The sequence below is a fragment of the Bacillus sp. SSR7 genome (assembly GCF_055902415.1).
The window spans coordinates 127,124-143,750 of the sequence record NZ_JBVVXV010000001.1; the positions used below are offsets into that span (position 1 = coordinate 127,124).

18 protein-coding genes and 1 pseudogene are annotated in these 16,627 nt (G+C 33.6%); 14 read left to right on the forward strand and 5 right to left on the reverse strand.

The window, feature by feature from the left end; genetic code table 11:
- Window positions 1–48 precede the first annotated feature (48 nt).
- Window positions 49–645 (reverse strand): hypothetical protein, encoded by a 597-nt coding sequence (locus AC0NJG_RS00760; RefSeq protein WP_087953488.1) that lies wholly within the window; start codon window positions 643–645, stop codon window positions 49–51.
- A 320-nt stretch (window positions 646–965) separates the two neighbouring features.
- A complete protein-coding gene (locus tag AC0NJG_RS00765) occupies window positions 966–1,457 on the reverse strand; it encodes a hypothetical protein (RefSeq protein ID WP_474062755.1) in 492 nt (163 codons plus the stop codon).
- A 250-nt stretch (window positions 1,458–1,707) separates the two neighbouring features.
- On the opposite strand from AC0NJG_RS00765, the gene AC0NJG_RS00770 reads away from it, so the two are divergent.
- From AC0NJG_RS00770 to AC0NJG_RS00800, 7 genes are all read left to right on the forward strand, one after another.
- Window positions 1,708–2,478, forward strand: a complete 771-nt coding sequence (locus AC0NJG_RS00770) for a DeoR/GlpR family DNA-binding transcription regulator (protein ID WP_087997267.1) — start codon at window positions 1,708–1,710, stop codon at window positions 2,476–2,478.
- Window positions 2,479–2,490: 12 nt separating this feature from the next.
- The gene (locus tag AC0NJG_RS00775; RefSeq protein ID WP_474062756.1) at window positions 2,491–3,033 is read left to right on the forward strand and encodes a GNAT family N-acetyltransferase; all 543 of its coding nucleotides are present in this window, start codon (window positions 2,491–2,493) and stop codon (window positions 3,031–3,033) included.
- Window positions 3,034–3,059: 26 nt separating this feature from the next.
- Complete coding sequence (locus AC0NJG_RS00780) at window positions 3,060–3,398, forward strand: NIPSNAP family protein (RefSeq protein ID WP_087953492.1); 339 nt, start codon at window positions 3,060–3,062, stop codon at window positions 3,396–3,398.
- A 314-nt stretch (window positions 3,399–3,712) separates the two neighbouring features.
- On the forward strand, window positions 3,713–5,563 hold the full coding sequence (locus AC0NJG_RS00785) for a sigma-54-dependent Fis family transcriptional regulator (RefSeq protein WP_087953494.1): 1,851 nt from the start codon (window positions 3,713–3,715) through the stop codon (window positions 5,561–5,563).
- Window positions 5,564–5,675: 112 nt separating this feature from the next.
- Window positions 5,676–5,933, forward strand: a complete 258-nt coding sequence (locus tag AC0NJG_RS00790) for a DUF3977 family protein (RefSeq protein WP_087953495.1) — start codon at window positions 5,676–5,678, stop codon at window positions 5,931–5,933.
- A 718-nt stretch (window positions 5,934–6,651) separates the two neighbouring features.
- Window positions 6,652–7,749 carry an L-dopachrome tautomerase-related protein gene (locus tag AC0NJG_RS00795; RefSeq protein ID WP_087953737.1) on the forward strand — a complete coding sequence of 366 codons (1,098 nt, stop codon included), beginning with the start codon at window positions 6,652–6,654 and terminating at the stop codon, window positions 7,747–7,749.
- Between the two features lie 236 nt (window positions 7,750–7,985).
- The gene (locus AC0NJG_RS00800; RefSeq protein ID WP_206766435.1) at window positions 7,986–8,741 is read left to right on the forward strand and encodes a hypothetical protein; all 756 of its coding nucleotides are present in this window, start codon (window positions 7,986–7,988) and stop codon (window positions 8,739–8,741) included.
- Here the strand turns inward: AC0NJG_RS00800 and AC0NJG_RS00805 are convergent.
- Window positions 8,670–9,508, reverse strand: a pseudogene (locus tag AC0NJG_RS00805) (arylamine N-acetyltransferase family protein). The gene AC0NJG_RS00800 and the pseudogene AC0NJG_RS00805 overlap by 72 nt on opposite strands.
- A gap of 98 nt (window positions 9,509–9,606) precedes the next feature.
- Here AC0NJG_RS00805 and AC0NJG_RS00810 point away from each other — a divergent pair.
- Window positions 9,607–10,044 (forward strand): NUDIX hydrolase, encoded by a 438-nt coding sequence (locus tag AC0NJG_RS00810; protein ID WP_087953497.1) that lies wholly within the window; start codon window positions 9,607–9,609, stop codon window positions 10,042–10,044.
- A 35-nt stretch (window positions 10,045–10,079) separates the two neighbouring features.
- Here AC0NJG_RS00810 and AC0NJG_RS00815 read toward each other — a convergent pair whose 3' ends face one another.
- Entirely contained in the window at window positions 10,080–10,691 is a 612-nt protein-coding gene (locus AC0NJG_RS00815; RefSeq protein WP_087997269.1) for a TetR/AcrR family transcriptional regulator, read from the reverse strand.
- Between the two features lie 159 nt (window positions 10,692–10,850).
- Here AC0NJG_RS00815 and kynU point away from each other — a divergent pair, with 159 nt between their 5' ends.
- The 5 genes from kynU to AC0NJG_RS00840 all read left to right on the forward strand — a co-directional run bounded on the left by kynU (window position 10,851) and on the right by AC0NJG_RS00840 (window position 15,330).
- Window positions 10,851–12,137: a kynureninase gene (gene kynU / locus AC0NJG_RS00820; protein WP_087953499.1), complete on the forward strand. Its 1,287-nt coding sequence runs from the start codon at window positions 10,851–10,853 to the stop codon at window positions 12,135–12,137.
- Between the two features lie 2 nt (window positions 12,138–12,139).
- Entirely contained in the window at window positions 12,140–12,769 is a 630-nt protein-coding gene (gene kynB / locus AC0NJG_RS00825; protein WP_087953500.1) for an arylformamidase, read from the forward strand.
- 32 nt (window positions 12,770–12,801) lie between these two features.
- A complete protein-coding gene (gene kynA / locus AC0NJG_RS00830) occupies window positions 12,802–13,641 on the forward strand; it encodes a tryptophan 2,3-dioxygenase (RefSeq protein WP_087953501.1) in 840 nt (279 codons plus the stop codon).
- Window positions 13,642–13,760: 119 nt separating this feature from the next.
- Window positions 13,761–14,678, forward strand: coding sequence for a serine hydrolase domain-containing protein (locus tag AC0NJG_RS00835; protein ID WP_087953502.1), 918 nt, complete (start codon window positions 13,761–13,763; stop codon window positions 14,676–14,678).
- Window positions 14,679–14,694: 16 nt separating this feature from the next.
- Window positions 14,695–15,330 carry a Pr6Pr family membrane protein gene (locus AC0NJG_RS00840; protein WP_087953503.1) on the forward strand — a complete coding sequence of 212 codons (636 nt, stop codon included), beginning with the start codon at window positions 14,695–14,697 and terminating at the stop codon, window positions 15,328–15,330.
- Window positions 15,331–15,357: 27 nt separating this feature from the next.
- Here AC0NJG_RS00840 and AC0NJG_RS00845 read toward each other — a convergent pair whose 3' ends face one another.
- Window positions 15,358–15,690 carry a DUF3889 domain-containing protein gene (locus AC0NJG_RS00845; RefSeq protein ID WP_087997272.1) on the reverse strand — a complete coding sequence of 111 codons (333 nt, stop codon included), beginning with the start codon at window positions 15,688–15,690 and terminating at the stop codon, window positions 15,358–15,360.
- Window positions 15,691–15,835: 145 nt separating this feature from the next.
- On the opposite strand from AC0NJG_RS00845, the gene sleB reads away from it, so the two are divergent.
- Window positions 15,836–16,615, forward strand: coding sequence for a spore cortex-lytic enzyme (gene sleB / locus AC0NJG_RS00850; RefSeq protein WP_087953505.1), 780 nt, complete (start codon window positions 15,836–15,838; stop codon window positions 16,613–16,615).
- The last annotated feature ends 12 nt before the right edge of the window (window positions 16,616–16,627 follow it).

Here is a 16,627-nt window from a genome sequence, read left to right on the forward strand (position 1 = left end):
ATGAGAGAATAGTGGTTTGAATTTTTACAGAAGAAATTGAATATCCTATTATTTTTTTACGTCAATCGCTGAAGTAATATCGTTCCAATCAGCAGCTAAATTAGCAGTTTTACCGTACCAATCAGCGTGTTTAAATATAACACCTTTTCCATATCCTTGTGTAGAAGTATGCTCCCAAAGTGTCGTTGAATAACTTGCAGAAGGTGATGCTGTACTTACAGAGGAAATTCTGTCGTTCCAGCTAGATGGTAAGTTTTTAAAGCCGCTGCTCCAGTAAATATATTGGCCACCTTTATCTTTATGTTCATAAAAATCAGTACTACCAGCACCGCTACCTAAAGGATTAATTTTATTTTTAAGTACTTTTTTATCCTTTTCAATATAAGCATCTAATGTTTCGCGGCTAGTAAAACCATAAGCTAGCCAATCTCCATTTTCATTTTGCTCTGGTAATACCATAGTAATTTGAATGTCTTTCTTATCTTGATCACTTAATTTTGTAAGAGAATTAACATTCTGTTCATCCACTTTTAAATAATCAAAAGACTTAATTGTGTTACCTTTTTCTTCAGCACTTGCTACTCCTAGTCCTCCAGTTAATGCAAATCCCGCTACTAATGTACCTGCTACTAATTTCTTCAACATATAACCATCCCTTTTTGTTTAGATTTTTGTACAGGTGAATCTTTGTACTAGTAAAATGTATTCTAATTATCAACTATTGTAAATATTCTGAAGTTTTAGAAATAAAAGATGGAATATTTACAGTTTTGCATTTTTTCTTTAGAAAAAATAGTTATTGGAATGATATAATAAATAGATATATCGCTTTTGTTGGATGTTAAAATGTTTTAGGAGGGAAGCTAAAGCAGTAACGATTTGTGCAAAAGATGTATTGCTGGAGATAGCTTACTAGTAAACTTGATTACTTTACAAACAAAAAAACAGTCGTATTTGACTGTTTTTTATCTAGTTGCTAAATTATCAAGTTTCCAATATGTATCTGTTAACGGCGCGGCTTTGCTATCTATGTATAAATACATATTATTTAAATCTTTTGGTGAAGTTTTCATATTAAATTCAATGTCAGTAGTTAAAGAAAATTCAGATGGAACTTTTTTAGCATTTTCATTTTGTATAACTTCACCTTCGTATTTTTCACCCGTTTTGTCATCTTTTATGAAATATTTTATTTCTGAAAGATCTATCGTTTGTCCGTCAACACGAGCGTTATTTATAGTAACGCGAGCTGTGAGACGCCACTCTTTGTCTATTTTTTCGAATTTAGCATTTTCAACAGTTGCTCTATAGTATTCGTTTTTAAATATTTCCCCATAGTGCATTGCATTCTTTTCAAGAGCGCTCTTTTCTTGTTTTGGTGCAGTATTCCCATTACATCCTGCCATTAGTCCTGTAAATAATAATGCTGTACAAGTTGCTTTCATTATAGATTTCATAGTAATTCCTTTCTGTGTTAAAAAGTAAAACATAGGAATAATTTTACATCAATAGGAAGATAAATGGAAGTATCTTTGCGGAATATGCAAATATGCATTTATTTCGTTGTCCAGTTAACTGAATAGAAAGAGGGAAAAAGCTGAATAAAACGGAGTGAATAAGAATTGAAAATATTGTAAAACGGAAGAGACATGCATATAATTAAAATAAGGATGAGATTTCAGAATCTTCAATAACGGCGGTGGGCACATGTTTACTGAAGAGCGTAGAGAGAAAATTTTAGAGTTACTTAAGAAAGATGGAAGGGTAATCGCAAAGAATCTTGCGGAAAGTTTCGATATGTCTATCGATTCTATAAGAAGAGATTTGTCTATTATGGAGAAGGATGGCTTGTTAAAAAGAACACATGGAGGTGCAATTGAACTTGCTAGAGTAAGGAATTTAGCTGCTGAGCGATTTGAGCGTTATAGTAATGGTTCTGTATATGAAGACGCAATTGCAAAAATCGCAGCTTCTTATATACAAGAAGGAGATTCCGTTTTTATTGGTGGGACTTCTATTCATTATGCCATGTTAAAATATTTACCTGAAACATCATTTACAGTTGTTACAAATTCTATAGAAATTGCTAGTACGTTACGGGAATATAAGAACATCGATACGTACTTAATTGGTGGAAAGGTGAAACCATCAGGAAATATGACAGATACACTTGCCTCAGAATTGATAAGTAGATTCTCTATTGATCTGTATTTCTCTACAGGTGGTGGCATTTCATTGAATGGTATAAGTACTGCAACGCCTGAAGTTGCTTATTTTAGTAAAACAGTAAATAAGATTGCTAGACGAAATATTTGTTTAGCTCCTCATAATAAACTTGGAATAGACTACTTTATAAAAGGAGAATCACTGATTGAAATTGACCTTATAATAACAGATTCAGAGACTAGTAAAGAAACGATTCAACAATTTGAGAAACAAGGTAAAGAGATTGTAATAGCATCAATAGACTACTTTTAAAAGGAGCTTGAAATGATTATAAAAGGACAAAAATTCCACATAAACGGATTAGTTTATACAATTCGTTCGGCAACTGAAACAGATGCGGAACAGTTATCGGAAATTAGAGTTCAGATTGATGGAGAAACTGAAAATATGGATAGAGAAGCTGGGGAGGGATTTATAGATAAGACAGGGTTTCAAAAAATAATAAAAACAGATAGTGAAGAGACAAAGAATCTGTTTTTAGTTGCAGAAGTGCACAACCGAATCATTGGGTTTTCAAGATGCGAAGGGTCAAATTTGAAGAGATTATCTCATAAAGTAGAATTTGGCGTTTGTATTTTAAAAGAGTTTTGGGGATATAGAATAGGTAAAAGTCTATTGCAACAATCTATTCATTGGGCTGATGAAAATGAGATTAAAAAGATATCATTACAAGTATTAGAAACAAACGAAAAAGCCATTCTGCTTTATAAAAAATTTGGTTTTGAAGTAGAAGGTATTTTAAAAAATGATAAAAGGCTGTCGGATGGGAAGTATTATAATACGGTAATAATGGGAAGGTGTATTTGAGGTGCTTATAAAAGAGGTGGAAATGTATGTTTTATAGAAGAAAGTACTATATAGTAAAGAATGAATTTATAGAAATATTTAATGAGCATTTTAATAAAACAAACTTACCAAATCAGTTAAAGCATGGATCTAGGCTAATAGGACGCTGGATGAAAGATAATAAGAATGGTACGACTGAAGTGTTTGCCATATGGGAATATGATAGTTATGAACAGTATAAAGAAATTGAATCAAAAATTAGAAGTGACGAGAAGCATACTAAAAAAATACATGAATGGTATGAAAAACATGGCGGGAAAGAATATGTTTTACAGGAGTATATAGTAGAGATGAAAAATGAAGAGTTAGTATGTACTATAAAGTGATAGAGAGGTGAGGGATAAGGGGAATGAAAACAAAATTATATTTTAGTGTAGCATCCACTATTTTATTTGCAATAGCCGTGATTATTTTCTGTATAAACGGTAATCCACAAAAGTGGTTTTGGTTATGTATTTTCTTTGCGTCCATTATACAAAACATAGTGCTATTAAAAAAGCACAAAGAAGCGCATTAAGATATTCAAATTATTAACATATTTGTGTCGTCTTTCTAGTTTTATTGAAAACGCTTTTATTCAGTTTTATAATAAAAGTATGTTTTTACAGATCTCCAAAATAATGAATAGGGAGATGATACAATGTTAGCTTCACCGTTTTACTTACATACATGGAAAAAGTTTGTTGATGAAGGGGTCCTTGATTCGAACCGTATAAACAAAAGAATTTCAGAGTCATGGCATCGATGTAAACAAGCAAATGTGAATCCTCATATGAATAAAGGTCAGAAAATTTTGTCTTCTCGTATTTTTCGAGAACAAAAGAAAAAGAGTGAAATTTTCCTTGATATAGCACTACCTCAAATACAAAATATGAGAAAAACCATTGATGAACTACAAATGATGGCATTATTAATCGATCCAGATGGTTATGTTCTATCCTTAAGTGGAAATCAACAAACGTTAAAGCGAGCAAAACATATTAATTTTATTGAAGGTGTAAAATGGACGGAAGCAGCTGTGGGGACAAACGCAATTGGAACAGCGCTAGAAATTGAAGAAGCTATTATGATAAGTGGTACTGAACATTACTCCGTGGCATCTCATAGCTGGAGTTGTGCAGCTGCTCCTATTCATAATGATGATGGGAAATTAATTGGTGTTCTAGATTTCTCCTGTCCAATTGAATTTTCGCATCCATATATGCTCGGTATGGTAACTTCAATTGCACATGCGATAGAACGTGAGTGTAGCATAAGAGTTCATCAAAATGAATTACACTTAATTCATCGTTTTATAGATGTCATTGATAGTGACGAACAAGTAGTTATTTGTAATCATCGTGATGTTATCGTTTCTGCAAGCAAGAGTGTTCGAGAACGAGTTTCTAATTGGTCACGAATGAAACTTGAAGATTTCATGCAAAATGGATTGAAACCTAAATTAGAAGTACCGGTATATAGTAATGATAGAATGATAGGAAAATGTATTTATGTAAAGGAAAATAAACAAGGAAATTTATTTTCAACTGCCTCACTTATAAACGGAATTACTTTCCCTGGAGTTATTGGGACAAGCAGTGCATTTCAACATACTTTAGAAGAAATTAAGCTTGTATCTCCAACTGACGCTAGTGTATATGTGTGCGGGGAAACAGGTGTAGGGAAAGAATATGTAGCGAGAGCGATTCATGAAAATAGTCCAAGAAAAGATGGTCCATTTATAGCTGTTAACTGCGGTTCATTACCGAAAGAATTAATGGAAAGTGAATTGTTCGGTTATGCTGAAGGAGCGTTTACAGGTGCACGGCGCCAAGGATATAAAGGGAAATTCGAACAAGCAGACGGAGGAACAATATTTTTAGATGAAATTGGTGAAGTGCCTCCAGAGATGCAAGTCGCATTATTGCGTGTTTTGCAAGAACGAACAGTAACCCCAATTGGCAGTTCAAAAGAGGTACCGGTAAATATTCGTATTATTACTGCGACACATAAAGATTTATTGCGATTAGTAGAAGAAGGGAAATTTCGTCAAGATTTATATTATCGGTTACATGTTTATCCGCTTTATGTTCCAACGTTAATAGAAAGAAAAGAGGATATTCCGTACTTCATAAAACATTTTTGTGAACAAAAGAATTGGAATGTTGTATTTCCAAAAAGTATTTGTAATCAATTTTATCAGCATACATGGCCCGGAAATATTCGAGAATTATTAAATGTATTAGAACGCATTTACATTTTATCGCAAGGACAGGAAATATGCGAAAAACAAATCCCTTTTTTATTACAAACAATGATGGGAAATCAACATCAACTTACATTGCAAGCAGAAAATAAAATAGAGAACACATTAAATTTCCGCGAAAGAATACAACGTGACAGCATGATTGAAGCGCTAGAAAAGACGAATGGAAATGTTTCGTTAGCTGCAAAACTGTTAGATGTACCTCGAAGTACATTTTATAAACGAATGCAAAAATATAAGCTATAAAGTAGATTTTTGTAATCTACTTTTTCTTTGTGGGCTCATGTTCTGTCGGAATGTGCGCTTACCGGGGAAATAATAGAATAGTTAGAAAGTAATTTCCGAAAGGGGGACTAATGTGAAGTATATTGAAATTGGCTTCGGAAATAGGTGGTTCGTTCGAACAGAAACTGAAAATAAAGATGGAACTGAATTTGAAGAAAGAGGAATTATAAAACCTATTTATTTTGAGTCACTATACGTACGAATGTGGTTTCGGAAAACGTGTTTAATTTTTGATACGAAAGAAGGGTTTAAAAAGGTTAAGAAGAAGAGGGTTGAATATAAATTTATAGTTGGAATTGTAAGTAGACTGGATAAAGAAAAAATGGGCTAGCACGCGTAGTTATATTGACCAGGAAATTCTTTTGACTTATATCCAATTCATGAAAAGCAATTTTACTAAATATAAATTGTAAATAAAACCACTAAAAATTATTATCAAGACCTAAAAGCTAAAAATCCTAAAAAATAAAGGTGAGCGCATATTAGTCATGTATAATATGTACTCACCTTTATTTTCTTGTTCAAAGCACCCGTTAGTCACTCATGGTACATGGAATGAAGTGTGGTATTGATTTAAAATAAAGTTTGATAATTTATAAAAAAGATTAATAAAACCCTGTATTAATATAAGGTTTTTCTTTTCCCCCTTAAATTTCAGTTGTATCGTTCAATTAAAGGGCCAGATTGTTGAGGAAACAGGAATAATAAGAATACTCAAAAGATTGTTTGTGAAGTGTTACCCTTAAACTAACGGGCAGATTAGCTGAAGTACATTTTTTCACAAATTTAAAGGGAGAAATTTCCCCATTTTTTATACCAGCTTAACGTTGATTCGGGAATATTGAACTTCGCTACATGCTAATTGAATTCTACTTCATCTGGAGACCTTTAAATTAAAATGTTTCCTTTCTTCTGACAGACTTATTAAATTTCGAAAACAATTAATTCAATCATCTTTTCGTATAGAAAAACTTATTAAGAAACATGCACTAGAAAAAATATAAATCATATATAGGAGATATCCCGTTTGAATGCTTGAGGAGGATATTATGAAACCTATGTTACCTAGTGAAAAATATTTCGGTAATTTAGAACTAGTTTATGCATTTTATGGGGCTATGCCTACAGGTGTTACTGTTTCAGAAACCGGTCGTATTTTCATTTGCTTTCCGAAATGGGGAGACGATGTTAAATTTACGGTGGCGGAAATTTTTGAGGATAAATTGCAGCCTTATCCTAATTTACAAACCAATTTGGTTAACCCCGAGAATATCCTCATGACTTTCATCAGTGTCCAAAGTGTAGTTGCTGATGGAAGGGGAACGCTTTGGATATTAGATACAGCGGCACCTAATTTTTCTGAACCTATTAAAGGGGGGGCAAAATTAGTCGCTGTTGATTTAGAAACCAATACAATAAGAAAAGTATATACCTTTACAGAAGATGTTGTCCTGCCTACAACTTATCTGAATGATGTCCGTTTTGATTTTCGTGTTGGAAAAGCAGGTTATGCCTATATAACGGATTCTTCTTCAAGAGGACCAGGAGCTATTATCGTCGTAGATTTATCAAATGGAAACGCGTTTAGACGGTTAAATGGAGCAAATTCAACTTCACCCGATCCCTATTTTTTACCGAAAGTAGAAGGTCAAATTTTAATGAATCGAAACAAAGACGGTTCAACTTCTCCATTTAGGTTGGCGTCTGATAGTCTTGCGATTTCTCCCGATGGAAAGATATTATTTTTTGCTCCACTAACCAGTCGGCATTTGTTCTCGATCTCAACAGAAGCCCTGAGAGACAGAACGATACCGGACATGAATTTACCTTATCATGTGGAGTATTGGGGAGAAAAAGGTGCGTCTGATGGAATGATTACCGATGCAAAGGGAAATGTTTATGCTGGAGATTATGAAAACAACAGTATCCGTAAGATATTGCCAAATGGCATAATGGAAACTATTGCACATGATCCGAGAATTTTGTGGCCGGATACTTTTTCAATTGGTCCGGATCAATATTTGTATGTCATTGTGAACCAATTACATCGACAGCCTAGATTTCATTATGGAAAAGACTTACGACAGAAACCTTATAGTTTACTTCGTATCAAAATTGATGAATTTCCTGCTCCGACCTTTTCATAATAAAAATAGTCAATTAATTGTTTTCATTGATAGAAAATGATCAAACTTTTTTATAAAACCAAAACATAAACCTGCTGGATAAGAATCCATTTTGATCAATCTTTTTCAAAATGGATTCTTTTTATTTACCATAGAATACGGGCTAACACGATATTTTTAATCAAACTTTATTTTAAAATTACGAAGAAACTCATGAATGTTTTAAAAAATATGGTTAAGTAGTAATACCCGAACTTATGAGTGAAATTAATGAAAAGTTAAAATGGGATGTTGTTAGTTATGTAGATCATAAGGAGTATGCTTTATGGCCACTACTAAAATGTTTTAAAAAGATAATTAAACAAGATTCACAAGAATGGAAAACGCGAGGTTTAGAACTGTATAAATTATCTAGTGTAGCAGATATAAAGGGGAGTAATAGAGCCTCGTACGATATACAAAAAGAAATTGCAACTGCTGCAGTAAAAAGTGGGATTAATGATATATGGCAAGTTAGACAACATGATGAAGAATTTCGTTTCTCTTTAAATTTAATATATAATCAATTATTTGATTTTGTGGAGATTGCTACTGATATTGAAGAGTTAATTTCTATTTGGATATTAAGTTGTGGGATATTATCTTGGTATCACAAAGAAGACCGAGCAGGATTAAAACATATTTATTTCAAATGTATAAATAAAGGTAAAGAAATAGGCGCTGAAGAAATTGAAAACCTATTAGCGGATTTATCACCAGAACAAGTAAAGATTGCTTTTTATCAAGAAAGTAAGGAATATGTAAAAATACAAAATCAAACTGATTATGATCAAAGAAGCAAATTAGAAGAAAGTGAATTAAAAGCAATTCTAAGTGAAATGAAAGAGGAGGAAATAATAGAGTTTTTAAAATTTGAAAAGAATTCATTGATGAGATGGACTTCAATTAATATTGCTTGGGATATTATTGAAAATCGTGGTGAGATTTCTAAGGACATTGCTGAAGAAATTTGAAGATTTTTCATTGAAAATCTCAATAGCTCTTTCACATATTTCTTGATTAATACAAAATCTTTCTGTTATCCAATAATTAAGTCCAGAAGATGTAAGGCTTTGTTCTATTTTCTTACCTTGGGAATATTGTTTTAAAACATTATTATTAATAGAAGTCGGAATGCCATCGATATAACCGAAAATCTGAATTTTCTTTAATACAGTAGATGTACGCCAATCGTTAGACCTTAAAATGAGTTCTTTCATACTTGATAAATGTATTGGCTCTGTATGTAAAATTTTTGCTGGACCTGAATTTCTAGTAATTTTTATCCTATTATTTGAGACTTTATAAGTGAAAGTTTCTCGTACATTACTTACTTGAAATGATTCATAAAGTGGATAAGCTTGGAATAAAGGTGCACAGTAACCAACATCAACATAGTAAGGCTGCTCTAAGTTAACCCGCAAGCATAAATGTCCGGGATTCATATACAAATAATAAACGTCAAAACCAAGGTTTGATAATAACCAATGAAATCCAATCGAGTGCACTCAACAAGTGCCGCCCAGACCTTTTGTTGTAATACGGCCTATATATGTCTCAACGGAAGGAAAATAATCCGCTGTTTCATTACCTTTTTCCAGTCAATTATTTTAGTAAGAGTTTCCCACTTTACTTTTTCTTGATGAGCTTTAATAAATTCATTTAAAAACTTTAAGCTAGTAGGCTGTTTTGTAGCACCTAAAAATGATAGAAAGCTATTTACTAGTTGTTCTTGAGACATTTTCTTATCCTTTCTATATAGGAATTATTATTGTTATTGGTATTATTATACAATAAATGTCAGGGAATACAGTTATTTATAGAGTAGGAGAGAATTATATGTCTATGTCGCTATATTATAAAAAGATCCGGGAGCAATTAGGCCATGAACTAATTCTAATACCGAGTGTAGCTGCAGTTATTAAAAATGAGCAGGGAGAAATCTTATTTCAATATCCTGGAGGAGAATACTGGAGCTTGCCAGCTGGAGCAATTGAACCTGGAGAAACTCCAGAAAAATCGGTAGTTCGGGAAGTGTGGGAAGAAACGGGTTTGAAAGTGCAAGTAAAAAAACAAAAAGGGGTATTTGGAGGGGAAAGGTTCCGTCATATATATCCGAATGGCGATCAAGTAGAATATATTGTTGTTGTGTTTGAATGTGAAATTACTAGTGGAAAACTGAAATCGATAGATGGTGAATCTTTAAAACTACAATATTTCTCATTTTCTGAAAAGCCTACTTTAGCAATACCATACCCAGATAGTATATTTTTATAGATGTAAAATAACACACCTTACTTATTGAAGGTGTGTTATTTATATAACCCGGTCGTATACATCTCAGTTAATGTATGCACAATTTCTTCTAAGTCGATCTTTTTATCATTTTGCACAATCGTCCAAAGAAACATCTCATTCATTGCGAACCAAGCACGTGCTACAATTTCTTTATTTAATTCAGGATGCGCTAATTTACTTTCTTGAGAGTATGTAATATCTTGCGTAATACTGTTTATAAAGCGTTCCCGGATCTCGTCCCATTTTTGACGTATCTCTTTTGATAACCCGATCGCTTCTTCTACGACTTGTAAAATAGCCCGTTCTTTCTCTGCTAGTTGGAGGAATGCTCTCACTTGGTTTTGAATCATATTACGTGCTTCTTCTTTTGTTTGAGGAGAAAAAGAGCGCTCAGCAATGTCGTAAAATTGATTTATAACATCTTCCATTAAAACGATGAGGAGATCATCTTTGTTTTTAAAGTATACATATGCTGTTCCATAACCAGTTTCTGCATGTTTAATAATTTGTGTAATTGTTGTATTTTGAAATCCGTTATGTATAAAAGTCGTATAACCAGAGTGTAAAAGTTTTTTCTTTGTTTCTAAGGAGCGGTGTTTTCTTGCTGAAAGAGTAGTGTTTTTCAAAGAATCACCTCTTTATACTGAAATATCTGAAAATATAACTGTATTGTAAAAGAAATTCATATATAAAGTCAACTGACATAATATCATTGACGTTATATCAACTAAGGTGATATATTTCAATTAGTTAGAATAAAAAGAAAATTAAAAGAAGGTGCCACCATGTATAAAGAACCATTCCAATCAACTTATGAGTATGCGCTTGAATGTGATAAACATGATGAACTGAAAGATTTTCAAACTGAATTTTATAAAAAAGAAGGAACTATATATTTAGATGGAAACTCATTAGGGCTACTTTCAAAAAGAGCAGAGAAATCGTTACTTACTTTGCTAGATTCATGGAAAGAGTATGGCATTGACGGCTGGACTGAGGGTGAGCATCCGTGGTTTTTTCTTTCGGAGAAATTAGGTGAATTGACAGCATCCCTTATTGGAGCTTTACCGGAAGAAACGATTGTAACCGGTTCCACGACGACGAATATTCATCAAGTAATCGCAACTTTCTATGAACCGAAAGGAATACGTACAAAAATTCTTGCTGATGAATTAACATTCCCGTCTGATATATATGCACTTCAAAGTCAAATTCGTTTAAAAGGCTTAGATCCAGATGAGCATTTAGTACGAGTAAAGAGCCGAGATGGTAGAACACTTTCTGAAGATGATATTATTCATGCAATGACAGATGATATCGCGTTAATTTTATTACCTTCTGTACTATATAGAAGTGGCCAAATACTTGATATGAAACGTTTAACAGCGGAAGCACATAAGCGTGGTATTCATATCGGGTTCGATTTATGTCACTCAATCGGTTCTATTCCGCATCATTTCAAAGAATGGGATGTTGATTTTGCTATTTGGTGTAATTACAAATACTTAAACGCAGGACCTGGTGGTGTTGCCGGCCTTTATGTAAATAAAAAACATTTTAATAGACTTCCGGGCTTGTCTGGCTGGTTTAGTTCTAGAAAAGATAAGCAGTTTGATATGGAACATACATTAACAGCTGCTGATCATGCAGGTGCGTATCAAATTGGTACCCCTCACGTATTAAGTACAGCGCCGTTAATCGGTTCTCTTGAAATTTTTAAAGATGCTGGTATAGAACGTTTACGTGAAAAATCCCTACATATTACAAGATACATGCTTAATTTAATTGATCATGAATTAAAAGATTTTGGATTTACAATTGGAAATCCATTAGAGGATGAAAAACGAGGCGGGCATATTTATTTAGAGCATGCAGAAGCAGCACGTATATGTAAAGCGTTAAAAGCAAATGGAGTTATCCCTGATTTTCGTGCACCTAATGGAGTAAGACTTGCTCCAGTCGCTTTATATAACACATACGAAGAAGTGTGGAAATCTGTACAAATATTAAAGAAAATCATGAAAGATGAAGAGTATAAGCAGTTTGAAAATAAGAGAGAGGTTGTGGCATAAGTATGAAAACTTCAGAGTGGATTGATATTTCACAACCGCTAAATAATGATATTGCTACTTGGCCAGGGGATACACCGTTCTCGTATGAAGTATCATGGTCAAAAGAAGAGAGTGGCTCAGTAAATGTCGGAAAGTTAACGATGAGTATTCATACAGGTACTCATATTGATGCACCTTTTCATTTTGATAATGATGGAAAAAAAGTAATAGATTTAGATATTCAAGTTTATGTCGGACCTACGCGAATCATTGATGTTTCTAATCTTGAAAGCATCGGGAAAAAGGAATTAGAAAACTTTCATTTAGAAGGAGTAGAACGCTTGTTATTACGCACATCTTCACATGGTAAAGCGAATGAATTCCCAGATGTAATCCCGCATTTACGTGCGGATATAGCACCGTTTCTTTCAGAGAAAGGTATACGTTTAATCGGGGTAGATGTACCGTCAGTTGATCCGTTAGATGATAAAGAATTAGCAGCGCATCATCAATTGTTTAAACATGGAATACACATTTTAGAAAATGTCGTACTAGATCACGTAACAGATGGTGATTATGAATTAATCGCATTACCTCTTGCCTTAACAGAAGCAGATGGAAGTCCAGTTCGAGCAGTTATTAGACCAATATAAGTAGAAATATATAAAAGGGGCGTTTGGCTAATATGAAAGAAAATGAAAAGGTAATTATGGAAAAAGGGATTCATACGGACTTTAAAGAGAATATGACGTACGGGGAATATTTACAATTAGATAGTTTACTATCTTCTCAAAAGAGATTATCAGACCACCATGATGAAATGTTGTTCATCGTTATTCACCAAGCAAGTGAACTTTGGATGAAGCTCATTTTACATGAGCTAAATGCGGCGATTGAATCTATTAAAAAAGATAAATTACAACCTGCTTTTAAAATGTTAGCACGTGTATCAAAAATTCAGTCTCAAATTATTCAATCTTGGGATATTCTTGCGACATTAACACCATCTGAGTACATTGAGTTTCGTGACTCGCTCGGTCAAGCTTCAGGTTTTCAATCGTATCAATATCGTATGATTGAGTATGCGCTTGGTTATAAAACGCCACATGCATTAAAAATTTATGAAAAAGATCCAGAATTACATGCTCGACTTCATACGGCGCTACATGCACCAAGTTTGTATGATGTCGCAATTCAAGCACTTGTAAAAGAAGGATTCCCTATTCATAAAGATGTGTTAAATCGTGATATTACGCAGCCTTATGAAGAAGATGCAACTGTGGAAGCAGCTTGGATAGAAGTGTATGCGGACGTGAAGAAATATTGGAATTTATATCAGCTTGCTGAAAAATTGATTGATATTGAAGACTGGCTACAACAATGGCGTTTCCGTCATATGAAAACAGTAGAAAGAATTATTGGACATAAAATGGGTACAGGTGGATCCTCGGGTGTTTCTTATTTAAAACGAGTACTTGATCAACAATTCTTCCCAGAGCTTTGGAATGTTCGTACGAAATTATAAAAATAAACCTGTCAGTTCATTATGGCTGACAGGTTTATTTTTATTTGAGCACAATTATGTTTAAAATGAAGGAACAAGATATAATAAATGGAGTAACTATTTAAATGGAGGTAAAGTTTTTGGATTTCAAGCAACTAGAAAGTAAATTCGAAAAGAAAAAAGTGAATACATTCCTTGTTTATCAAAAAGGAGAATTAACAACTGAGTATTATAAAACACCCGAATGTGCAAATAACTTATATAAAATAAATTCGATTACAAAAAGTATCGTATCTTTATTAATTGGTATTGCAATTGATAAGGGCTATATAAATGATATACATACACCAATTACAGAGTGGATTGAAAAAGTACCTGGGGAAAAACATGCTTTAACACTATATCACTTATTAACAATGACTACTGGTGAGGATTGGAAAGAGTTCGGAAATGGAGTAGTGTTCCCAAATGATTTTGTAGAATCTGATAACTGGGTGCAGTACATATTAGAAAAACCAATAATTGAAGAACCGGCTACAAAAATGAATTATAACTCTGGCTCTTCGCATTTACTTAGTTACATTATCCAAAAAGCTACTGGAATGCCGACAGAGCAGTTTGCGAAAAGATATGTATTTGATCCATTAGAAATTACCGAATATGAGTGGCAACAAGATCCGCAAGGAATACATGTCGGCGGCTTCGGAATGAAAATGAAGTCTAAAGATTTATTAAAGTTAGGAATATTATGTTTACAGAATGGGTATTGGCAGGGGAATGAAATTGTATCATCGAAATGGTTAGAAGAATCAAGTGCGGCTCTATTTGAAACGTATGAACATGTCGGGGCATATGGATATCACTGGTGGGTATTGAATAACGAAAGATTTCACATACCGTATTGTATATACTATGCTATGGGATATGGAGGGCAATACATCTTTATCATTCCGCAGTTAGAGGTAGTTGCTGTAATAAGTAGTCATATGCCTAAACGTGGGCTCGTTCCATTAAAGTTATTTATCGAGCATGTACAGGAGAATTATAAGTTTGTATAAGAAGAGGAGGGACTGTATGGGAGATGGAAAAACATTATCTTTATTTAGACTATGTTTAAGCCTTCTAGCATTTAGTGCAATCATTACGCAATTTATAATACGGGCACAAGTGAAACCGTTCAATCCAGTTAACTTTTTTAGTTTCTTCACTATCGAAAGTAACATTTTAGTTGCATGTATTCTCCTTTTAAGTAGTATCGGAATAGCTACATTTGGTCAATCAGAACAGTTTGGTATACTTCGTGGTGCAGCAACGGTATACATTCTTACGACTGGACTCATTTATTTTTTATTATTAAGAGGGTTAGAAGAATCACTTCAAACCGCAATACCATGGGTAAATACGGTGTTACATTATATCATGCCAATTGCCATGCTTTTAGATTGGATTTTAAATTCACCAAATAAGAAAATCACTTGGAAACAAGCTTCAAGTTGGCTCTTATTCCCGTTTTTTTACGTTTTATATAGCTTAATTCGTGGTCCAATCGTGAATTGGTATCCTTATCCATTTTTAGATCCGAGAATAGGTGGATATGGTAGAGTACTTTTATACAGTATAGGGATAGCAGTTGTAATTGGCGCTATTTGTATATTGGTAAGATTTTTAGGAAATCGAAATTTTAGAAATGAAAGAAACCCGGCTGTTTAAATTCATAACAGCCGGGTTTCTTTCATTTTATCTACTCGTTTTCTGAAACGATATTTTAATAAATTTCTCCGTCTTCGTTTCAAATTCTACATCAATAAAAACACCATATTCTTTTCCGTCTTCACGTAGCCACAATTTAAATTTTTCAACTGTTATTTGAACGGTTTTTGGTTTTCTACCTATATGAAGGTAATCAATAATCTCCGCTTTTGGGTACTGTTCTTTCGTTTTCTCTACAGCAAGCTTACCCCATTTGGCATACGGCGGCTGTGCATGAACAATTGATGAGCCTGTATATACATTTGAACATGTTGTTAGGAACAGAAGGACGAGTGCGACACTCTTAAAAAAATTCTTCATGATGAACTCCTTTTATCCTTTTTTTATATTGTTTACATATTCTTTCTACGATATTAGTTTGGATTTTTTTGTCTTCTTTACATAAAAGCGAGGCTTTTACAAAACATAACCAAGAAATCATTTCCGTAATTAAGGAGGGAAAATTATGCGCCAAAAAGCTATTTTTAAAATAGCAGTTTTGCTTGCGTTCATAGGACTGTCTTTCATGGTCAGTAGTATACAACTAAAAAATGTAGAAGCCTTTTCTAATCAAGTCATTCAAAGGGGAGCATCTGGTGAAGATGTCATTGAACTGCAATCTCGTTTGAAATATAACGGATTTTATACGGGAAAAGTAGATGGTGTTTTTGGATGGGGTACATACTGGGCACTTCGGAATTTTCAAGAGAAATTTGGTTTACCGGTTGATGGTTTAGCTGGAGCTAAAACGAAGCAAATGCTCGTGAAGGCAACGAAGTATGATAGGTCAACTGCTAATAAAGGAACGACAACGAATAAAGGAAATAGTGGTGGTACAGCACAAGAAAATAAACCACCTCAAAATAAAGGGACAAATGTTCCAAATGGTTATTCCCAAAATGACATTCAGCTTATGGCAAACGCAGTATATGGAGAATCTCGTGGTGAGCCGTACTTAGGACAAGTTGCAGTCGCTGCGGTTATTTTGAATCGTGTTACAAGCGCTTCGTTCCCTAATACAGTTTCAGGTGTAATCTTTGAGCCAAGAGCATTTACAGCGGTAGCAGACGGACAAATATATTTAACGCCAAATGAAACAGCGAAAAAAGCTGTATTAGATGCAATAAATGGATGGGATCCAACAGGAAACGCATTGTATTATTTCAATCCAGATACTGCAACAAGTAAATGGATTTGGACTCGTCCACAAATTAAAAAGATCGGGAAACATATTTTCTGTAAATAGAGCGGAGGTGGA

Excerpts from the sequence above, each read along its gene's own strand:
- AC0NJG_RS00760 (WP_087953488.1), bottom strand. The coding sequence starts at position 645 with ATGTTGAAGAAATTAGTAGCAGGTACATTAGTAGCGGGATTTGCATTA.
- AC0NJG_RS00765 (WP_474062755.1), bottom strand. The coding sequence starts at position 1,457 with ATGAAATCTATAATGAAAGCAACTTGTACAGCATTATTATTTACAGGA.
- AC0NJG_RS00770 (WP_087997267.1), top strand. The coding sequence starts at position 1,708 with ATGTTTACTGAAGAGCGTAGAGAGAAAATTTTAGAGTTACTTAAGAAA.
- AC0NJG_RS00775 (WP_474062756.1), top strand. The coding sequence starts at position 2,491 with ATGATTATAAAAGGACAAAAATTCCACATAAACGGATTAGTTTATACA.
- AC0NJG_RS00780 (WP_087953492.1), top strand. The coding sequence starts at position 3,060 with ATGTTTTATAGAAGAAAGTACTATATAGTAAAGAATGAATTTATAGAA.
- AC0NJG_RS00785 (WP_087953494.1), top strand. The coding sequence starts at position 3,713 with ATGTTAGCTTCACCGTTTTACTTACATACATGGAAAAAGTTTGTTGAT.
- AC0NJG_RS00795 (WP_087953737.1), top strand. The coding sequence starts at position 6,652 with ATGAAACCTATGTTACCTAGTGAAAAATATTTCGGTAATTTAGAACTA.
- AC0NJG_RS00800 (WP_206766435.1), top strand. The coding sequence starts at position 7,986 with ATGAGTGAAATTAATGAAAAGTTAAAATGGGATGTTGTTAGTTATGTA.
- AC0NJG_RS00810 (WP_087953497.1), top strand. The coding sequence starts at position 9,607 with ATGTCTATGTCGCTATATTATAAAAAGATCCGGGAGCAATTAGGCCAT.
- kynU (WP_087953499.1), top strand. The coding sequence starts at position 10,851 with ATGTATAAAGAACCATTCCAATCAACTTATGAGTATGCGCTTGAATGT.
- kynB (WP_087953500.1), top strand. The coding sequence starts at position 12,140 with ATGAAAACTTCAGAGTGGATTGATATTTCACAACCGCTAAATAATGAT.
- kynA (WP_087953501.1), top strand. The coding sequence starts at position 12,802 with ATGAAAGAAAATGAAAAGGTAATTATGGAAAAAGGGATTCATACGGAC.
- AC0NJG_RS00840 (WP_087953503.1), top strand. The coding sequence starts at position 14,695 with ATGGGAGATGGAAAAACATTATCTTTATTTAGACTATGTTTAAGCCTT.
- AC0NJG_RS00845 (WP_087997272.1), bottom strand. The coding sequence starts at position 15,690 with ATGAAGAATTTTTTTAAGAGTGTCGCACTCGTCCTTCTGTTCCTAACA.
- sleB (WP_087953505.1), top strand. The coding sequence starts at position 15,836 with ATGCGCCAAAAAGCTATTTTTAAAATAGCAGTTTTGCTTGCGTTCATA.